The organism is Microbacterium galbinum (assembly GCF_023091225.1).
In the GTDB taxonomy this organism is placed as follows: Bacteria; Actinomycetota; Actinomycetes; order Actinomycetales; family Microbacteriaceae; genus Microbacterium; species Microbacterium galbinum.
In genome coordinates this window covers 2,682,675-2,701,004 of record NZ_JAHWXM010000001.1, presented here as the reverse complement: position 1 = coordinate 2,701,004, position 18,330 = coordinate 2,682,675, and the positions used below count along the sequence as shown (strand labels likewise).

Genomic DNA, 18,330 nt, shown 5'->3' with positions numbered 1-18,330 from the left:
TTGGGAAAGGCCCGGTGTGTCCCCCTCGGATACCGGGCCTTTCCGGCGTCCGGGGCCCTCTCGTGGCGGGGCCCTTCGACAGGCGCAGGGACCCAGAATCTCCGTGCATCGCTCCGAAACTGGGTCGCTGAGCCTGTCGAAGCGTCCCGTACGCGCAACAACGGAGGAGAACTCGCCTTCCGCAGGAAGCATCCGCTCCTCCGGTCCTCCCGAACGCGAGATCTCCTCCCGAACGGATGCCGCAGGGAGGGCCCTTCGACAGGCTCAGGGACCCAGTACATCCGTGCGTCCCTCCGGAACTGGGTCGCTGAGCCTGTCGAAGCGTCCCTCCTCGAGACGCGAAGAGGCCCCCCACCCGAAGGTGAGGGGCCTCTCGATCCGGAGATCAGATCACTGGTAGAGAACCGCGGCGATCTTGTCGTCCTCGAGGTTCGTCTTGTCGTACCAGTACGAACCCGTGTCGTAGAACTCGTCGACCGTCTCGCCGTTGGCGGCGTCGTACGCGGCCTGCACGACCTGCGCACCGATGCCGATCGGGTCCTGCGTGATGGCGCCGGCCATCGTGCCGTCCTTGATCGCGTTGATCTGGGCCGCACCGGAGTCGAATCCGACGATGGTGAGCTTGCCCTTCTCGAGGCCGAGCTCGTTGACCGCGTTCACGACGCCGATGGCGGAGCCCTCGTTGGTGCCGTAGATGCCCTTGAGGTCGGGGTGCGCGGCGATCATTGCCTTGGCGATGTCGGCCGACTTCAGGTGGTCGCCGTCGCCGTACTGGATGTCGACGATCTCGATGTCGGGGTAGTCCGACTCGATCTTCTCGACGAAGCCGTCACGACGCTCGACACCGGTCGAGTTGATCTGCGAGTGGCCGACGATGGCGACCTCGCCCTCACCGCCGATGAGCTCGGCCATGTGCTCGGCAGCCAGGGCTCCGGCGACCTTGCTGTCGGTCGCGGCGAGGCTCAGGCCCACGTCGCCGTCGCACGGTGCGTCGAAGTACACGACGGGGATGTCGGCGGCCTTGGCCTTGTCGAGGTAGGGCACGCAGGCCTCGGGGTCGAGCGCGGCGTACGCGATCGCCGCCGGCTTCTTGTCGATGGCGGTCTGCAGCATCTGCAGCTGCGCGTCGACCTCGGTCTCGGCGGCGGGGCCCTCGAAGGTGATGGTGACGCCGAGCTCGGCGGCCTTCTCCTCCGCGCCCTTCTTGACGGCCTGCCAGAACTGGTGCTGGAAGCCCTTCGAGACGAGGGCGATGTACATCTCGTCACCACTGCCGGCGTCGCCACCGGCGTCGCCGCCGCCCGCGTTGCTCGAGCAGCCTGCCACGACGATCGCCGCCGAGGCGATCAGAGCCGCGAACGCGGCCTTCTTTCCGAACTTCATGGAAACTCCGTTGTTTGTGTGTGTGCCGGCCCGGGAGCCGGAGTGGGACATTCGTGGTGCGGTGTGCCGGTGCGGATCGCTCCGCGGTGTCGGCCGGGTCGCCGATCGGAGGCGGCGGGCACAGCGCCGTCTCCGGGGTCAGGTGCGTGCGCGGTTGCGCAGGGAGTCGAAGAACACCGCGATCAGGATCACGACGCCGACGACGATGTTCTGCCACTCGGACTGGATCGACATGATCCGGAGGCCGTTGACGAGCACGCTCATGATGAGCGCACCGATCACGGTGCCGAGGATCGAGCCGCGTCCGCCGAGCAGCGAGGTGCCGCCGATGATGACGGCCGCGATCGCCTGCAGCTCGTAGCCCGTACCGATCTGCGGCTGGGCCGAGTCGAGGCGCGAGGCGATGATGACGCCGGCGATGCCGGTGAACGCTCCGGCGAACATGTAGACGAAGATCGTCCAGCGGCGCGTGTTGACGCCCGAGAGGCGGGTGGCCTCTTCGTTCGACCCGATCGCGAAGGTGTAGCGGCCGAGCAGCGTCTTCGACAGCACGAGGTACGCGATGACCGCGAGCACGAGCGTGATGAGCACGGCGTTCGGGAGGCCCGGGATGAGGGTGCCCAGGGCGATCTGCTTGAAGTCCGGAGCGGACGACGAGAAGTAGATCGGCGCGACGCCCGAGATCACGAGGGCGAGGCCACCGGCGATCATCATCATCGCGAGGGTCGCGATGAACGGGGGCAGCCGCAGGAACGTGATGTTCACGCCGTTGACGAGGCCCATCAGCACACCGGTGGCGATACCGCCGATGACGCCGACGAACACCGGCAGCCCCATGTTGGTGATGAAGACACCGGTCATGACCGAGCAGAGCGCCATGCCGGTGCCGAGCGACAGGTCGATGCCGCCGGTGATGATCACGAACGTGGTGCCGAGGGCGAGGATGCCGATGACCGCGGTCGAGAGCAGGATGCCGGAGACGTTGCTCCACGTGAGGAAGTTCGGGCTGGCGACCGAGAAGAAGATGAACAGCACGACGAGCGTGCCGAACGCCAGCGACTGCTGAACCTGGCGTCGGAGGAAGCCGCCGATGTCGCGCTTGTCGGTGTTCTCGTTGACGGCGGTCTGGATGATCGTCGTCGTCGACGACCCGTTCTGCGGGGTGCTCATCAGTCTTCCTCCCCATGGGCTGCGAGTTGCATGATCTTCTCCTGGCTGGCTTCCTCGTTGCGGAGCGTCCCGGTGATCCGGCCGTTCGCGAACACGGCGATGCGGTTCGCGACGCGGAGGATCTCGGGCAGTTCCGACGAGATGACGATGATGGACTTTCCCTGGTCAGCGAGCTGCTGCATCAGGCGGTAGATCTCTTCCTTCGCTCCGACGTCGATGCCGCGGGTCGGCTCGTCGAAGATGAGGATGTCGCAGTCGCGCATCAGCCACCGGGCGATGACGACCTTCTGCTGGTTGCCGCCCGAGAGCAGCTTGACGACCTGGTTGACGGAGGGGGTCTTGACCCGCAGTTGCTGGACGTACTCCTTGGTGCGGTTCTTCGCCTTGCCGTCGCCCATCCAGCCGATCCCGTTGGCGTAGGAGCCGAGCGAGGCGAGCACGGTGTTGAAGGTGACGTCCTGTTCGAGCATGAGCCCGAGGAGCTTGCGGTCCTCCGAGAGGTAGCCGACGCCGTGCTTGACGGCATCCGCGGGCTGCCCGATCTTCGCCGGCCGACCCGAGATGGTCACCGTGCCGCCGTCGCTGGGGTCGGCACCGATGATCGCGCGAGCGGTCTCGGTGCGCCCCGCGCCCATGAGACCGGCGAACCCGAGGATCTCGCCCTTGTGCAGCTGGAACGAGATGTCCTTGAGCAGGCTCTTGGTCGACAGGTCCTGCACCTCGAGCACGACCGGGTCGTTGATGTGATCGCGGGCGGTGGGGCGGGTGCCCTCGTCGATCGCACGTCCGACCATCATCTCGATGATCTTCGGGATGCTGACCTCGGCCTTGTCGAGTGATCCGATGTATGCACCGTCGCGCAGCACGCTGACGCGGTCGGCGAGGCGGCGCAGCTCGTCCATGCGGTGCGAGATGTAGACGATGCCGGTGCCGGATGCCTTGAGCTGCTCGATCAGCACGAACAGCGTCTCGACCTCGGAGTCGGTGAGCGCCGAGGTGGGCTCGTCCATGATGAGGACCTTGGCGTTGAACGAGAGGGCCTTGGCGATCTCGACCATCTGCTGCTCAGCCACGGTCAGGTCGCCGACGCGGGCCTTGGGGTCGAGGTGGATGTTGAGCCGCTGGAGCAGCTCGGCCGTCTGCTGGTTGAGCTTGCGCTCCGACAGGAACGGACCGGTGCGCGGCTCGCGCCCGACGAAGATGTTCTGCGCGACCGTGAGGTCGGGCATCATGTTGAGCTCCTGGTGGATGATCGTGATGCCGAGCTCCTGCGCCTGGAGCGGGCTCGTGAGCTCGACCTCCCTGCCCTCGAACACGATCGTTCCCTCGTCCTTGGCGTAGATCCCGGAGAGGATCTTCATGAGGGTCGACTTGCCGGCGCCGTTCTCTCCGACGAGGACGAGAACCTCCCCGGCGCGCACCTCGAGATGCACGTCCTTGAGCGCCTGGACACCGGGGAATCCCTTGCTGATGCCCTCCACTTTGAGGATGGGATCACTCACGTGCCTCACCTGCTTCCTTGAAGGTTCTTGTTCACTGCTGCTTCGTTGCTGCGTTCACCCGATGGGGTTAAACATCGGATCAATTCTGACGCTCCGCGGTCTCCCGCGCAAGTTGTACCTAAATGTATCTAATGAAGTCCGGGAGGGGAAGACCTGTAATAACAACTTGGTCACAGCTTTCCCCGCCCGACCGATCCGGCTAGTGCAGACGGATCGAGTCGACCGCGATGAGCTTGTCGCGGATGAACGCGTTCGCGTGCGCGCCCAGCTCGACGTTGTCGGTCCACAGATTGCGCCAGATCCCCAGCATCCGGCTCAGATCGGGCGCGACGACCGCCGACGAGAACGACTCGAACACGATCGGGCCGTCGTAACCGATGCGCCCCAGCGCTTTGAAGAACGTGTCGAAGTCGACCGATCCGGTGCCGAGGTAGCCGCGATGGCTCTCGCCGATGTGCACGTACTGCAACTGCGGAGCGGCGTCGAGCACCGGCGCGAACATATCCGACTCCTCGATGTTCATGTGGTAGGTGTCGAGGTGGATGCCGAGGTTCGGTCGGTCGATCCGGCCGACGAAGTCGATCGCCTGCCGCGCGGTGTTCAGCACGTTCGTCTCGTAGCGGTTGACGACCTCGAGGGCGACCGTAACGCCCCGCTCGGCGGCGTGGTCGGAGACCTTCGCGATCGCGCGGCGGCTGCTCTCGAGCCCCTCGGCGGTGACCGGCTCCATGTACTTCTTCATGGCGCTGTAGATGACGCCGCAGAAGTGGGTGCCGCCGAGGTCGGCGAGCACGTCGACGGCGCGGAGCAGCAGGGCCTCGCCCGCGGCGACGATCGCCGGGTCGGAGCTCGTCACATCGGTCGCCTCCGACAAGCCGAGCGAAGCGCTGACGGCGAGATCGTGCTCTTCCAGAGCATCTTTCGCAGCGGCGACGTCGAACGAGAACGGATCCATGAGGGGGAACTCGATCAGGTCGAAGCCGGCCTCTTTGGTCTTCTCGACCGACAGACGGATGCCGTCGGCATCGAAGTTCCCGGTCCAGACGAGCCCGTGACAGCCGATGTTCATGCGATCCCTCGGAGGCGGGTGTGCGGCACCGTCGCCTCCATCGATTGGCACGTGCCAAAGCGATGTGCAGGTCACGCTATGCGCCGCGCCCGATCGATGTCAAGAACTTTCTTGTAACGTGCCAATAACGTCGGTTACGCTGATGCCACCCATCGGCGCACGGTGCGCCGCACGGTGATCACGGAGGATCGATGCCCGCGAGCGTCAAAGACGTCGCCGCCCTCGCCGGCGTTTCGTCGTCGACGGTGTCGAACTACCTCAACCACCCGCACGTGCTCCGCGCCTCCAGCCGCGAGAAGGTGCGGGCGGCCATCGAGGAGCTCGGCTACGTGCCCAACGAGTCGGCCCGCCAACTGCGTGCGGGGTCGAGCACCGCGCTCGCCCTGATCCTGCTCGACGCGTGGCTCCCCTACTTCCACGAGCTCTCCCGCGGCGTCGAAGACATCACCCGCGAGGCCGGCTGGTCGCTGTTCTTCAGCAACAGCAACCGCGACGGCGCGCAGGAGAGCCGCAACCTCGACATGTTCGAGGCGCACCGCGTGCAGGGCATCATCATCTACCCCTTCGGCGATGTCGTGCCGCGGCTCGAGACGCTCGCCGATCGCGGCATCCGCTCGGTCGTCGTCGGCCCCATCCCGCCCTCCACGAAGGTCGCCTCGGTGCTCTTCGACGACGTCGGCGGGGGACGCCTCGCGGGCGAGCATCTGCTCGCGATCGGGCGCCGGCGGCTGCTGTTCCTCGGCAGCCCGACCGTCAGTCAGTCGAACGACCGCCTCGCCGGACTCCGCCAGGCGGTCGAGGGATCGGATGCCGCGATCGAGGTGATCGACGTCGATCACCTCACCACGGAGGACGGAATGGCCGCCGGGGCGCGGATCGCCGCACTACCCGCCGCCGAGCTGCCCGACGCGATCTTCGCCGCGAACGACATGGTCGCCCTCGGGGTGCTCACGCAACTCGTGCGCCACGGCATCCGCGTGCCCGACGACGTCGCAATCATCGGCTTCGACGATGTCGCCCCGGCGCATCAGGGCGTGGTGCCACTCACGAGCGTGCGGCAGCCCGGCTACGACATCGGTCGCGCTGCCGGGGCGGTGCTGCTGCAGCAGCTCGCCGACCCCGCCGCTCCGCCACCCGCTATGACACCGTTCGCCGCCGAGCTCGTGGTGCGCGAGTCGACCGTCGGGCGCTTGCCAGCTGCCGGACGTACCTAACTCAGGACAGACTGCCCGGAACCCCCGCTTGCGGGGCGATTCGGCCCGCTTCGGCCCGTTCGTCCTGAGTTGGGTACGCCTTGCCGCGCGCAGAGATCCGGAGAAGTGCGTCCGGGTGCCACCGGATCGACCCATTCCGGGCTCCCCCTCCCCGAATCTCCGGAGTTATGAACCGCGAGCGCCCGAGGTCTCAGGCCGACGCGTGCCCGACGACGCCCTTGCGCAGCAGCGCGTTGCCGTATTTGCGCGTCTCGCCCGTGCGCACCATCAGATACGCGGATGCCGCGACCTCGTAGTACGCGAAGCGCTCGACGAACCGCGTGGTCTCGCGCTCGGTACCCGCGGCGACCATCAGCTCGCGCTGCACCTCGAGCACCTCGCCATCGGCCGAGGTCATCAGGTCGAGGCCGGGGGCGTCGTCGAGCGGCAGCACGGTGCGGATCGCCGCGACGACCTCGGGCGTGGTCGTTCCGGGCAGGTCGATCACCCGTGCGCCGAGCCCCCAGGCGGGGAAGTGCGCGTCGGCGATCACGACCGAATCGGAGTGCCCCATCCGATCGAGGTGCAGCAACAGTTCACCGGTGAGCAGGGGATGGATGCCTTCGAGCACGGGGTTCCTTCGATCGGGGTGGTGCGTGACCGCGCGGTTCGGGTCCGCGCGGCCACGGGTCTTTACGGCCACGGGGCAGCGGCGGTCAGCGCGCCGGGATGAGCCCCTCGGCGGCCAGGTTCTGCCAGAGCTCGGCGGGGATCGCCAGCGCGGCGTACTCGGCGTTCTGCTCGAGCTGCGCGGGGCGGCTGCCGCCGACGACGACCGAGCGCACCTCGGCCGCCTGCAGCGGGAACTGGATCGCGGCGGCCGGCAGCGGCACACCGTGGTCGGCGCAGACCGCGGCGATGCGCACGAGGCGATCCCACAGGTCGTCGGGCAGCTGACCGTACTCGTACCGACCGTCGCGGCGCGGTTCGCTCGCCGCGAGCAGTCCGGAGTTGAAGACGGATGCCGCGACGATCCCCGTTCCGGTCTCCTGGCACGCCGGCAGCACGTCGGCGGCGGCGGGCTGCTCGAGCAGCGTGTAGCGCCCCGCGACCATGATGAGGTCGAGGTCGGCGGAGCGCACGGCGGCCGCCAGGGCATCCGACACCATCGATCCGATGCCGATCGCCGCCACCTCTCCGTCGGCGCGCAGCTTCTCCATGGCGGGCAGGGCCTCGGCGAGCGCGAGGTCGAGGTCGTGCCGCTCGGGGTCGTGCAGATAGAGCAGGTCGATGCGCTCGATGCCGAGGCGCTCGCGCGATTCGTCGAGGCACCGACGGATGCCGTCGGCCGAGAAGTCCCACACCCGCTGCAGGTCGTCGGGCACGTGGAAGTCGTTGGCCGTGTCGAGGCCGCCCGTGTGCTCGGGGTTCGGGCGCAGGAGTCGTCCGGCCTTGGTCGACAGCACGAACTCGTCGCGGGGCTTCGTCTGCAGGAAGGCGCCGAGGCGCCGCTCCGACAGGCCGAGGCCGTAGTGCGGGGCGGTGTCGTAGTAGCGGATGCCGCTCTCCCACGCGGCATCCAGCACCGCCCAGGCGTCGTCGTCGCTCAGCGCGCGGAAGAGGTTGCCGACGTTCGCCGCACCGTAGCCGAGGGCGGGGATGTCGAGCACGCGATCAGGCGACGACATGCGCGCCGGTCCACGTGTAGGTGCGGATGCTGTCGGCCTTCATCTCCATGCCCGACCCGGGTGCGGTGGGTGCCATGTACGACCCGCCCTGGATGTCGGTGGGCACGACGAAGTGCTCGTGCAGATGGTCGACGAACTCGATCATCCGGCCTTCGCGGGTGCCGGTGACGGCGACGAAGTCGAACATCGACAGGTGCTGCACGGCCTCGCAGAGCCCCACTCCGCCGGCGTGCGGGCAGACGGGGACCCCGAACTTGGCGGCGAGCAGCAGGTTGGCGATGTTCTCGTTGACGCCGGCGACGCGTACGGCGTCGATCTGCATCACCGAGATCGCGTCGGCCTGCAGCAGCTGCTTGAAGATCATGCGGTTCTGCGCGTGCTCGCCGGTGGCGACCCGGATCGGGGCGACGCCGCGGGCGATCTCGGCGTGGCCGAGGATGTCGTCGGGGCTGGTGGGCTCCTCGATCCAGGCGGGGTGGAACTCGGCGAGCGCGTTCACCCACTCGATCGCCTCCGACACCTCCCAGCGCTGGTTCGCGTCGATCGCGATGGGGAAGTCGGGGCCGCACACCTCGCGGGCCTTGCGGAAGCGGCGGATGTCGTCGTCGAGGTCGGCGCCGACCTTGAGCTTGATCTGGGTGAAGCCGTCGGCCATGGCCTCGCGGGCGAGACGCTCGAGCTTCTCGTCCGAGTAGCCGAGCCAGCCGGGGCTGGTCGTGTATCCCGGGTAGCCGGTGGCGAGCAGCTCGCGCTCGCGCTCGATGCGGCCCGGCTCGGCGGCACGGAGGATCTCGAGGGCCTCGTCGCGGGTCAGGGCGTTGGTGAGGTAGCGGAAGTCGACGAGGTCGACGAGCTCCTCGGGCGTCATCCGCGCGAGCAGCTGCCAGAGGGGCATCCCCGCACGCTTGGCCTTGATGTCCCACAGCGCGTTGATCGCGGCGCCGATGGCCATGTGCATGACGCCCTTCTCGGGGCCGAGCCAGCGCAGCTGCGAGTCGCCGATGATCTCGCGGAAGGTTCCGCCCATGTCGTCGAGCAGCGGTTCGATCTCGCGTCCGACGAGATGCCCCGCGAGCGCGTCGATCGCCGCGACCTGCACGTCGTTGCCGCGGCCGATGGTGAACACGAACGCATGGCCCTCGATGCCGTCCTCGGCATCGGTGCGCACGACCACGTACGCGGCCGAGTAGTCGGGGTCGGGGTTCATCGCGTCGGAGCCGTCGAGGCTGAGCGATGTGGGGAAGCGGATGTCGGTGGTGTCGAGTGCGACGATACGGCTCACGGGTACGGTTCCTCTCGGGGCATGGAGAAATCCCATGCAATCCCTTGGAGTGTAAACATCCGATGTCTATACTGTCAACGACGACGGCCGTCGCTGGGCGGCCACCCGAAGGATCAGGAGAATCATGAAGTTCGCGCGGCTCGGCACCCCAGGTACAGAGATCCCCGTCCTCGTCGAGGGTGATCGCTACCTCGACCTCCGCTCGGTGACATCCGATGTGAACGGCGATTTCCTCAAGAGCGACTTCGCCTCCCGCGTCGCCGTCGCCCGCGACGCCGGTGAGCTCCCCGAGCTCGAGGATGCCGCGGCCCTCCGCATCGGCGCCCCCATCGCGCGTCCGAGCGCGGTGATCTGCATCGGCATGAACTACGCCGCGCACGCCGCCGAGTCCGGCTCCGAACCGCCGACCATCCCGATCCTGTTCCTGAAGACCCCGAACACCGTGGTCGGCCCGAACGACACCGTCACGATCCCCCGCGGTAGCAGCAAGACCGACTGGGAGGTCGAGCTCGGCATCGTCATCGGCACCCGCGCCGCGTACCTCGACTCGCCGGACGAGTCGATGGCCCACGTCGCCGGCTTCGTACTCGCGAACGACGTCTCGGAGCGCGACTTCCAGATGGCCGTCTCGGGCGGGCAGTGGTCGAAGGGCAAGATCGCGGCGGGCTTCAACCCGACCGGCCCGTGGCTCGTCACCCCCGACGAGGTCGACCACCACGCGCTCGGCCTGCGCAGCTTCGTCAACGGCGAGCCGCGTCAGGACTCGAACACGAGCGACATGATCTTCTCGGTCGAGCACATCGTGCACCACCTGTCGCAGTACGTGACGCTCGAGCCGGGCGACCTCATCCTCACCGGCACCCCGCAGGGCGTCGCGCTCTCGGGCAACTTCCCCTACATCGCCCCGGGCGACGTGGTCGAGGTCGAGATCGACGGCCTGGGCCACCAGCGCCAGGAGTTCGTGGCCTGGGAGGCGGCGAAGTGACCGGCGCGCTCGACGGCCTGGTCGCGATCGTCACCGGCGGCGCCTCGGGCATCGGCGCGGCGATCGCCGCGCGGCTGCACGAGGACGGCGCGCAGGTCGCCATCCTCGACCGTGACACCTCCGGAGCGGATGCTCGTTTCGCCGCGTTCACGGCCGACATCTCCGACCGGGCGAGCGTCGATGCGGCGATCGCCGCCGTCGGCGAGAAGTTCGGCCGCCTCGACATCGTCGTCAACAACGCCGGGATCGGCGCGACCGGCGACATCACCGCCAATGACGACGACGAATGGGCCCGTGTGCTGTCGATCAACGTCACCGGTATCGCCCGCGTGACCTCGGCCGCTCTCCCCTGGCTGCGCGAGTCGCCGGCCGCGGCGGTCTGCAACACGGCATCCATCGCCTCCACGACCGGGCTCCCGCAACGCGCGCTGTACACCGCATCGAAGGGCGCCGTCTCGGCCCTCACCCGCGCGATGGCGGCGGATCACCTGCGTGAAGGCATCCGCGTGAACGCCGTCAACCCGGGCACCGCCGACACCCCCTGGGTCGGGCGACTGCTGGGCGCGGCATCCGATCCCGACGCCGAGCGCGCGGCCCTCGAAGCCCGCCAGCCGCACGGCCGACTCGTGAGCCCGGCCGAGGTCGCGGCGGCCGTCACCTACCTCGTCTCGCCGGCGGCCGGTTCGACGACCGGCACGTTCATCGAGGTCGACGGCGGCATGGCCCAGCTGCGCCTGCGGTCGGAGTAGACGCGGGTCGCACGTCGCGGGTCGCACGCCACGGAGGAGATCTCGCGTTGCGCAGGAGCAGATGGTTCGGATGCTCCTGCGGAAGGCGAGATCTCCTTCGTTGTGTGTGCGGTGTCAGGGCCCGGAGTCGTCCGGTTCGTCTCTCGGCCACTCCTCCAGGGGAAGCAGTCGCTTCCGACCGAGAGATATATCGGCTCGCCCTCGATCGGGTACGAGAATGCGAGCCCGAACCCATCGCCGGTCCTCAGTCGGTCCGTCCGCGACTCCCGAGTGGATCACCCGTACGCCGCCTTGATCAGCCCCCGAACAACCGCCCGAAGAACCCCCGGCGGGGAGCATCCGCCGACTCCACCCGCGGGTCGTCCAATCGATAGAACCGCCGCCCGTTCGCCCACAGGATCGCGTCGATGTCGTGCCCGCGCGTCTCGGCCCACTCGACCACGGTGTCGAGCCAGCGCTGCCGCGCGTGCGGCTGGTACGTCGCCGAGCCGTCGGCCGGCGCGTGCGGGTCGCCCTCCTCGGCCGGGCCGATCGAGGACACCGGCCAGTCGCTCCCCCACATCAGGCGCTCGACGCCGAAGGCATCCGCGGCGGCGTCGAGGAACGGCACGAGCTGCTCGGCGCTCCACACGCCCCCGGATTCAGCGGGCAGACCCGAGAGCTTGCAGAACGCCTCCGGATGCTTCGCCACCTCCTCGATGTCGCGCACCCATTCCGCGGACGGGGCGAGCGGAGCATCCGCCGTGCCGACGGCGGGCTTGCCGAGGTGGTCGAGCACCATCCGCAGCTCCGGCACGGCGCCGGCGAGGCGGGCGATGTCGGGCAGCTGCGCGGCCCGCACGCACACGTCGAACGTCCACCCGCGGCCGGCGACCTCGCGCGCTCCGGTCACGAAAGCGCTCGACACGGCGAGGCCGTCAGGATCGTTCTGCAGGTTGTGGCGCACACCGACGACGAGCGGATGCGTCGCCAACTCCTCGAGATGCGTCACCGTGTCGACGCCGCGGTGCAGCTGCGCTCCGGCGACGATCCCGGCGATCCCGAGGCGCCCGGCGAGGGACTGCACCCACCGCACCTCTCCGATGTAATCGCCCTCGGTCGTCTCGGCCTGGACGAACACCGCCTCCTCGCGCTCGACGTCGAGGCGATCGTGCTCGACCTCCGTCTCGGCGAAGCGGTAGGCGTAGGGACCCTCCAGCCAGGTGTAGGTGAGGACTTCTTCGTCCCACATGTGCAGGTGCGTATCGAGGACTCGCATACGCCCATCCTGCCTCAGACATCGGATCACTGGCTAGGATGACGGCCATGGCAGTCACCGATGAGGCGATCGAGAAGATCAAGGCGATGATCGTGTCGGGCGAGCTGTCGCCGGGCGATCGGCTTCCCCCCGAGAAGGAGCTGTCGGAGCGTCTCGGCCTGTCGCGCAACTCGATGCGCGAGGCGGTGAAGGCCCTCGAGGTCATCCGCGTGCTCGACGTGCGCCGCGGCGACGGCACCTACGTGACGAGCCTCGAACCGCACCTGCTGCTCGAGGCGATCTCGTTCGTGGTCGACATGCACGACGACGACTCGATGCTCGAGATCTTCGCCGTACGGCGGATGCTGGAGTCGCAGGCCACCGGCCTCGCCGCGACCCTCGGCGATGACGAGCAGGTCGCGGCCCTCGTCGACGAGGTCGAGCGCGTCGACGCCTCGGTGACGATCGAGGAACTCGTCGAGCACGACATCCGCTTCCACCGCGAGATCGTCGGCATGGCCGGCAACGCGTACCTCGCGAGCCTGATCGAGCACCTCAGCAGTCAGACCGTGCGTGCCCGCGTGTGGCGCGGGCTCACCGAGGGCGGCGCGGTCGAGCGCACCCTGTCGGAGCACCGAGCGATCGCCGATGCCATCGCCCGCCACGACCCGGCGCTCGCGACCTCGCTCGCCACGGCCCACATCGCGGGCGTGGAGCGGTGGCTGCGCCAGGCCGCCTCGGCCTAGGCATCCGTCCCTCGCGCTCACCTCAGCGCCGAGAACCGCTACGCGCCGAGGCGCACCATCGCGGCGTCGAACTCGGCCGCCGAGCTGTCGCTGACCTCGTGGAACAGCGCCTGTTCGATCACGTCGGGCGCGGCGGTGAAGTAGGGCACTCCCGCAAGGCGCAGCCCGACGATGTCGTCGGCCGTGCGCAGCGACGCCGCGAGCACGTTCGATCCGCTGCCCTCGCAGACCTCCTGCATGCGGGCGATCACGGTGTCGCCGTCGATACCGGCGTCGCGCATGCGCCCGAGGTAGGGCGCGATGTACTGGGCACCGATGCTCGCACACGCGAGCGCCTGGGCGACGGAGTAGACGGCCGTCACGAGCACAGTGGCGCCGTCGGCGACGAGGGCGGATGCCGCGGCGAACCCGGCGGCGGTCGCCGGCACCTTCACGGCGACGCGCGGCCCGAGTTCGCGGATGCGCTCGGCGTTGCGCAGGAACGAGGCGGTGTCGCCGCCCCACGTCTGGAAGAAGATCTCGGCGGCGCCCTCGGACTCCCACCGGGCATAGAGCTCCGGGATCTCGCCGGCGGTGCGCCCGCCGCGTTCGAGGATCGTGGGGTTCGTGGTGACACCGTGCACGACGCCCGCGGCGAGGAGCCGGGACACCCGGTCGACGTCGGCGCTGTCGACGTACAGGCGGGGGGCGATCACGGTCATCGGGACTCCTCGGGGACAACCTGTCGTTACAGGTTCGCTTTCGGCTAATGTAATGACAGGCGCGGGGCGATGTCAAAGCTCCGGCCGACGTACATCGCCGTCGAAGACGACCAGGAGCGACATGGCCCCCGCACACCCCGAAGACCGTTCCGGCGTCGTGATCGTCGGCAGCGTCACCGCCGATGTGACCACCTTCTCGCAGCGCCTCCCCGCGCGCGGCGAGACGATCCTGGGCGATCAGTTCACCCTGATGCTGGGCGGCAAGGGCGCCAACCAGGCCGTCGCCGCCGGCCGTTCCGGCGCCCGCACGAGCTTCGTCGGATGTGTGGGCGACGACCTCTTCCACGACCTCGTCGTCGACGGCCTGAGCGAGGCCGGGGTCGACCTGGCGCATCTGCGCACCGTGCCCGGCCCGACCGGCATCGCGCACATCCGTGTCGACGCCTCGGCGCAGAACGACATCGTGATGGTGCCGCTCGCCAACGCCTCCCTCAACACCGACCAGATCGACGAGGCGCTCGCCGCCCTCGCCCCGACCACCTCGGTGCTGCTCACCCAGCTCGAGACGCCCTCGGCCCTCACGGCGCACATCACCGGCCGCGGCCGCGAACACGGCATGACCGTGATCCTCGACCCCGCACCGGCCGCGACGCTGCCCGTCGAGGTGTGGGCGAACATCGACATCGTCACGCCGAACGAGACCGAGGCGACGCTCATCAGCGGCATCGAGGTGACGGACGCCGAATCCGCCGAGCGCGCCGGACGCTGGTTCCTCGACCAGGGCGTCGGCGCCGCGGTCATCACCCTCGCCGGACAGGGGTCGTGCGTGGTCACGTCGGACGGGGCATCCGTCATCCTGCCGTTCCCCGTCACCGCCGTCGACACCACCGCCGCCGGCGACGCCTACGCCGGGTATCTCGGCGCCGCGCTCGCGAACGGCAGCAGCCTCGCCGACGCCGTGCGCCTGGCGACGGCCGCGGGCGCCCTCACCGTCACGAAGCAGGGTGCCTCGCCGAGCCTGCCCCTGCGCGCCGACGTCGACGCGTTCCTCGCGGAGCGCGAAGCGGCGCCCGTGAACTGACCCCACCGCCACCCGACCACAGAGACCGGAGCCGCCATGCGCAAGACCGCGACCACGATCAACCCCGCGCTGTCGCGGGTCATCAGCGAGACCGGGCACACCGACCTGCTCGTCGTGACCGACGCGGGCCTGCCGATCCCCCCGGGGTCCGAGCGCATCGATCTCGCCTATCGCCCGGGGGCGCCCGCCTTCTTCGACGTGCTCGACACCGTGCTCGCCGAGCTCGTCGTCGAGGGCGCCACGGTCTCGGCCGAGGTCGCCGAGAAGAGCCCCGAAGTGCTCGAGGCGCTGCGCGAGCGATTCGCCGGCATGGACTTCGAGATCGAGCTCGTGCCGCACGTCGACTTCAAGAAGCTCACCCACGGGGCGCGGGCGTTCGTGCGCTCCGGCGAGTTCACCCCGTACGCGAATGTGATCCTGCACGCGGGCGTGGCGTACTAACATGTCCGCCGTGCTTCCCGACGCGATCGACCGCCACTCCGCCGCACCCATGTACGACCAGTTGCGGCAGCTGATCGTCGACGGCATCGCGCGCGACGGGTTGCAGCCGGGCGATCCCCTCCCGGGTGAGCACGGACTCTGCGAGCGCTACGGCGTCTCGCGCACCGTCGTGCGCCAGGCCCTCGCGCAGCTCGAGCACGAGGGTCTCGTCGAGCGCGTCAAGGGCAAGGGCACCTTCGTCTCGCGCCCGCGCACGGCGGAGAGCCTGGTGCACACGCTCGTGGGTCTGTACGACGACGTCGAGCGTCGTGGCGGCCACGTGCACAGCGACGTGCTGCGCCACGAATTCGCCGTCGCCGACGACGAGATCGCGGCGGCCCTCGAGATCCCGGTCGGGTCGCGGGTCGTGGTGCTCGAGCGGCTGCGCCACGTCGATGACGAGCCCTGGTCGCTGTCGACCACGTGGATGCCGGATGCCGTCGGCGCGGTCACCCTGGGCGTCGATCTGTCGGACTCCTCTCTGTACCGGGTGCTCGCCGAGCACGGCATCGTCGCCACCCGCGGTGTGCGATCGGCCGAGGCCACGGTCGCGACGCACGAACAGGCCGGCCACCTCGGCGTCAGCGCCGGATCCGCCCTGCTGCGCCTGCGCAGCGTGAGCCGCACCGACGACGACACCCCGATCGAGTACTTCATCGCCTACCACCGCGGCGACCGCTCGCGCTTCGAGTTCCAGCTGCAGCAGGAGCAGTCGCAGGCCTCCCTCCTGCACGTCGACGGCCGCGGTGGCATGACCCTCGCCGGCAGCACGAGGGTCCAGCCGTGAGGGGCGACGACCGGACGCCCGACGCCGCAGCGGGAGCGGATGCCGACGCGGTCGTCCCGCCGGAGGCGCCCACGCCCGTCTCTCCCCCTCCGCCCGCGCAGCCGCCGTTGGCTCCGCCGGTAGGAGCGGATGCCGCAGCCCCCACTCTCCCGGCCGGCGCCCCGCTGCCGCCCGGTCACCGCCCCGCGCACCAGCCGCCGGCGTACCAGCCACCCGTTTACCAGCCGCCCGGGAGCTACCGGCCGACTCCGGCGTACCAGCCGGCCCCCGCGTACCAGGCTCCTCCCGCGCACCCCGGGGCTCCGACGTATCAGCCGGCCGCCGCCGCTCCGCCCGCAGCTCCGACCGCGGCTCCGACCGCGGCTCCGGCCTCGGCATCCGCTCAGTCTCCCGAATCCGTTTCGGCTCCGACTCCGGCATCCGCCCCGGCCCATCCGCCGCAGACGTATCCGCCGCAGCAGACGTACCCGGCCCAGCCTCCCGCGGGGGCCTCGCCACCGGTGGGCGGCTACCCGGCGGCGAACGGTTACCCGGTGGGCCCTGCCTACGGCGCGCCCGCGGCCGCTCCGTCGACTCCCCGGCGCGGCACGCTCGTCGTGGTCCTCATCGCGATCGCGGTCATCGGCGTCCTGGTGGCCCTGGTCATCGGCATCATCCCCCGGGGCCTGGGCGACCGCGGCGAATCGGCACCGGCATCCGATTCCGACGACTCCGGTCAGACCGCCCCCGATCCCGGCGACACCGAGGCCGAACCCGCAGAGCCCGACGACGCGCCCTCTCTGCCCGACACCGGAGGCTCGGCCAAGGCCACCCTGCAGAACAAGATCGATGAGTACAAGGCCGCGCGCACCGACGGGTCGCTGTGGGAGAGGATCCCCGACACCGAGTTCAACCGCACGGCCGTCAGCGCCTACCTCTACCTCATGACCGACATGAAGCTCGCCGCGTCGTTCGGGGCCGACACCTCGGAGTACCTGCAGCGTGCCGCGAAGCTCGAGGAGCTGCTGCTCTCGGAGCAACCTCTCGGCTCCGACATCGAGATCGTCCTGTCGGACCGCACGTTCACCTACGACGGCGACACCGGCGAAGGCGGCTACACCGACAACTGAGCCCGGGTACGCTCGAACGGTGGATTCCTGGACCAGCAACGCGATCGCTCTGCTGGAGGCCGACGCCAACCGCAGTGCCGACACCCACTTGCACGTCTTCCCGCTGCCCGCCGAGTGGGGCATCGACCTGTACCTGAAGGACGAGTCGGTGCATCCGACCGGGTCGCTCAAGCACCGCCTGGCGCGGTCGCTGATCCTCTACGGCCTCGTCAACGGACTCATCCGGGGCGACACGACCCTCGTCGAATCGTCGAGCGGTTCGACTGCCGTCTCCGAGGCGTACTTCGCCCGGATGCTCGGGCTCCCGTTCGTGACCGTCGTGCCGCGCTCGACCGTGCAGGAGAAGATCGACCTCATCGAGTTCTACGGCGGCACCTGCCACTTCGTCGACCGCGCCGAGGACATGTCGCCCGAGGCCCGCCGCCTCGCCGCCGACTGCCACGGCCACTACCTCGACCAGTTCACCTACGCCGAGCGCGCGACCGACTGGCGCGGCAACAACAACATCGCCGAGAGCGTGTTCAGCCAGCTGTCGCAGGAGCGGCACCCGATCCCCCGCTGGATCGTGGTCGGCGCCGGGACCGGCGGCACGAGCGCCACGTTCGGCCGGTACGTGCGCTACCGGCGGCACACGACCGAGATCGCGGTCGTCGATCCCGAGGGTTCGGCGTTCTACGACGGCTGGGCGGGAACTCCGGATGCTCCGGCCGGGCACCCGAGCCGCATCGAGGGCATCGGTCGACCGCGCGTGGAGCCGTCGTTCGTTCCGAGCGTGATCGACGAGATGATCCGCGTGCCCGACGCCGGCTCGATCGCGGCGATCCGTCTGCTGCGCGAGCGCACCCTGCACTGGGCGGGCGGGTCGACCGGCACGAACCTGTACGGCGCCTTCCAGCTGATCGCGCGCATGCGTGCCGCGGGTGAGACCGGGAGCGTCGTGACCCTGATCTGCGACAGCGGAGTCCGCTACGCCGGCACCTACTACTCCGACGAGTGGGTCGCGGCGCAGGGTTGGGACCTCGCCCCGCACCGCGCCCGCCTCGATGGCTTCCTCGACACCGGCCTCTGGACCGAGCTCGCCGACTGAGCGCCCTTCGTCTCGTCGCTGCGCTCCTCGCTCAGGGGCCGTTGCCCAGACCCGGTTCCTGAGCGAGCGCAGCGCGACGAA

18 protein-coding genes are annotated in these 18,330 nt (G+C 69.4%); 9 read left to right on the top strand and 9 right to left on the bottom strand.

What is annotated here, in order from left to right; translation table 11 throughout:
- Positions 1-390: 390 nt before the first annotated feature.
- The 4 genes from KZC52_RS12940 to KZC52_RS12925 form a co-directional block, all read right to left on the bottom strand.
- Positions 391-1,383: an ABC transporter substrate-binding protein gene (locus KZC52_RS12940; RefSeq protein ID WP_247624454.1), complete on the bottom strand. Its 993-nt coding sequence runs from the start codon at positions 1,381-1,383 to the stop codon at positions 391-393.
- A gap of 138 nt (positions 1,384-1,521) precedes the next feature.
- Positions 1,522-2,553, bottom strand: a complete 1,032-nt coding sequence (locus KZC52_RS12935) for an ABC transporter permease (RefSeq protein WP_247624453.1) — start codon at positions 2,551-2,553, stop codon at positions 1,522-1,524.
- Complete coding sequence (locus KZC52_RS17605; protein WP_247624452.1) at positions 2,553-4,055, bottom strand: sugar ABC transporter ATP-binding protein; 1,503 nt, start codon at positions 4,053-4,055, stop codon at positions 2,553-2,555. The genes KZC52_RS12935 and KZC52_RS17605 overlap by 1 nt, the downstream gene beginning before the upstream one ends.
- A gap of 199 nt (positions 4,056-4,254) precedes the next feature.
- Complete coding sequence (locus tag KZC52_RS12925; RefSeq protein WP_247624451.1) at positions 4,255-5,124, bottom strand: sugar phosphate isomerase/epimerase family protein; 870 nt, start codon at positions 5,122-5,124, stop codon at positions 4,255-4,257.
- A 191-nt stretch (positions 5,125-5,315) separates the two neighbouring features.
- Between KZC52_RS12925 and KZC52_RS12920 the strand changes: the two genes are divergently transcribed.
- Positions 5,316-6,338 (top strand): LacI family DNA-binding transcriptional regulator, encoded by a 1,023-nt coding sequence (locus tag KZC52_RS12920; protein ID WP_247624450.1) that lies wholly within the window; start codon positions 5,316-5,318, stop codon positions 6,336-6,338.
- Between the two features lie 190 nt (positions 6,339-6,528).
- Here KZC52_RS12920 and KZC52_RS12915 read toward each other — a convergent pair whose 3' ends face one another.
- The 3 genes from KZC52_RS12915 to KZC52_RS12905 form a co-directional block, all read right to left on the bottom strand.
- A complete protein-coding gene (locus tag KZC52_RS12915) occupies positions 6,529-6,948 on the bottom strand; it encodes an RbsD/FucU family protein (RefSeq protein WP_247624449.1) in 420 nt (139 codons plus the stop codon).
- Positions 6,949-7,033: 85 nt separating this feature from the next.
- Positions 7,034-8,005: an aldo/keto reductase gene (locus tag KZC52_RS12910; RefSeq protein WP_247624448.1), complete on the bottom strand. Its 972-nt coding sequence runs from the start codon at positions 8,003-8,005 to the stop codon at positions 7,034-7,036.
- Positions 7,992-9,287 (bottom strand): L-fuconate dehydratase, encoded by a 1,296-nt coding sequence (locus KZC52_RS12905; RefSeq protein ID WP_247624447.1) that lies wholly within the window; start codon positions 9,285-9,287, stop codon positions 7,992-7,994. Before KZC52_RS12905 ends, KZC52_RS12910 begins: the two co-directional genes overlap by 14 nt.
- Positions 9,288-9,411: 124 nt before the next feature.
- Between KZC52_RS12905 and KZC52_RS12900 the strand changes: the two genes are divergently transcribed.
- Both KZC52_RS12900 and KZC52_RS12895 read left to right on the top strand, forming a co-directional pair.
- Positions 9,412-10,272, top strand: a complete 861-nt coding sequence (locus KZC52_RS12900) for a fumarylacetoacetate hydrolase family protein (RefSeq protein ID WP_247624446.1) — start codon at positions 9,412-9,414, stop codon at positions 10,270-10,272.
- Positions 10,269-11,021 (top strand): SDR family NAD(P)-dependent oxidoreductase, encoded by a 753-nt coding sequence (locus KZC52_RS12895; protein WP_247624445.1) that lies wholly within the window; start codon positions 10,269-10,271, stop codon positions 11,019-11,021. The genes KZC52_RS12900 and KZC52_RS12895 overlap by 4 nt, the downstream gene beginning before the upstream one ends.
- Positions 11,022-11,316: 295 nt before the next feature.
- Here KZC52_RS12895 and KZC52_RS12890 read toward each other — a convergent pair whose 3' ends face one another.
- Positions 11,317-12,279: an amidohydrolase family protein gene (locus KZC52_RS12890; RefSeq protein WP_247624444.1), complete on the bottom strand. Its 963-nt coding sequence runs from the start codon at positions 12,277-12,279 to the stop codon at positions 11,317-11,319.
- Positions 12,280-12,326: 47 nt separating this feature from the next.
- Here KZC52_RS12890 and KZC52_RS12885 point away from each other — a divergent pair, with 47 nt between their 5' ends.
- The gene (locus KZC52_RS12885) at positions 12,327-13,004 is read left to right on the top strand and encodes a FadR/GntR family transcriptional regulator (RefSeq protein ID WP_247624443.1); all 678 of its coding nucleotides are present in this window, start codon (positions 12,327-12,329) and stop codon (positions 13,002-13,004) included.
- A gap of 38 nt (positions 13,005-13,042) precedes the next feature.
- On the opposite strand, the gene KZC52_RS12880 is transcribed toward KZC52_RS12885, so the two are convergent.
- Positions 13,043-13,705: a transaldolase family protein gene (locus KZC52_RS12880; RefSeq protein WP_247624442.1), complete on the bottom strand. Its 663-nt coding sequence runs from the start codon at positions 13,703-13,705 to the stop codon at positions 13,043-13,045.
- A gap of 121 nt (positions 13,706-13,826) precedes the next feature.
- On the opposite strand from KZC52_RS12880, the gene KZC52_RS12875 reads away from it, so the two are divergent.
- From KZC52_RS12875 to KZC52_RS12855, 5 genes are read left to right on the top strand one after another with little or no spacing between them, the layout of a single operon-like run.
- Positions 13,827-14,786, top strand: a complete 960-nt coding sequence (locus KZC52_RS12875; RefSeq protein ID WP_247624441.1) for a ribokinase — start codon at positions 13,827-13,829, stop codon at positions 14,784-14,786.
- A 36-nt stretch (positions 14,787-14,822) separates the two neighbouring features.
- Positions 14,823-15,227, top strand: coding sequence for a D-ribose pyranase (rbsD, locus tag KZC52_RS12870; RefSeq protein WP_247624440.1), 405 nt, complete (start codon positions 14,823-14,825; stop codon positions 15,225-15,227).
- 1 nt (position 15,228) lies between these two features.
- Positions 15,229-16,053: a GntR family transcriptional regulator gene (locus KZC52_RS12865; protein WP_247624439.1), complete on the top strand. Its 825-nt coding sequence runs from the start codon at positions 15,229-15,231 to the stop codon at positions 16,051-16,053.
- Positions 16,050-17,162 carry a hypothetical protein gene (locus KZC52_RS12860; RefSeq protein WP_247624438.1) on the top strand — a complete coding sequence of 371 codons (1,113 nt, stop codon included), beginning with the start codon at positions 16,050-16,052 and terminating at the stop codon, positions 17,160-17,162. Before KZC52_RS12865 ends, KZC52_RS12860 begins: the two co-directional genes overlap by 4 nt.
- Positions 17,163-17,181: 19 nt before the next feature.
- Positions 17,182-18,249, top strand: a complete 1,068-nt coding sequence (locus KZC52_RS12855) for a PLP-dependent cysteine synthase family protein (RefSeq protein WP_247624437.1) — start codon at positions 17,182-17,184, stop codon at positions 18,247-18,249.
- The last annotated feature ends 81 nt before the right edge of the window (positions 18,250-18,330 follow it).

Coding starts and splice junctions, on each gene's coding strand:
- KZC52_RS12940 (WP_247624454.1), bottom strand. CDS start 1,383: ATGAAGTTCGGAAAGAAGGCCGCGTTCGCGGCTCTGATCGCCTCGGCG.
- KZC52_RS12935 (WP_247624453.1), bottom strand. CDS start 2,553: ATGAGCACCCCGCAGAACGGGTCGTCGACGACGACGATCATCCAGACC.
- KZC52_RS12925 (WP_247624451.1), bottom strand. CDS start 5,124: ATGAACATCGGCTGTCACGGGCTCGTCTGGACCGGGAACTTCGATGCC.
- KZC52_RS12920 (WP_247624450.1), top strand. CDS start 5,316: ATGCCCGCGAGCGTCAAAGACGTCGCCGCCCTCGCCGGCGTTTCGTCG.
- KZC52_RS12910 (WP_247624448.1), bottom strand. CDS start 8,005: ATGTCGTCGCCTGATCGCGTGCTCGACATCCCCGCCCTCGGCTACGGT.
- KZC52_RS12900 (WP_247624446.1), top strand. CDS start 9,412: ATGAAGTTCGCGCGGCTCGGCACCCCAGGTACAGAGATCCCCGTCCTC.
- KZC52_RS12890 (WP_247624444.1), bottom strand. CDS start 12,279: ATGCGAGTCCTCGATACGCACCTGCACATGTGGGACGAAGAAGTCCTC.
- KZC52_RS12885 (WP_247624443.1), top strand. CDS start 12,327: ATGGCAGTCACCGATGAGGCGATCGAGAAGATCAAGGCGATGATCGTG.
- KZC52_RS12880 (WP_247624442.1), bottom strand. CDS start 13,705: ATGACCGTGATCGCCCCCCGCCTGTACGTCGACAGCGCCGACGTCGAC.
- KZC52_RS12875 (WP_247624441.1), top strand. CDS start 13,827: ATGGCCCCCGCACACCCCGAAGACCGTTCCGGCGTCGTGATCGTCGGC.
- rbsD (WP_247624440.1), top strand. CDS start 14,823: ATGCGCAAGACCGCGACCACGATCAACCCCGCGCTGTCGCGGGTCATC.
- KZC52_RS12865 (WP_247624439.1), top strand. CDS start 15,229: ATGTCCGCCGTGCTTCCCGACGCGATCGACCGCCACTCCGCCGCACCC.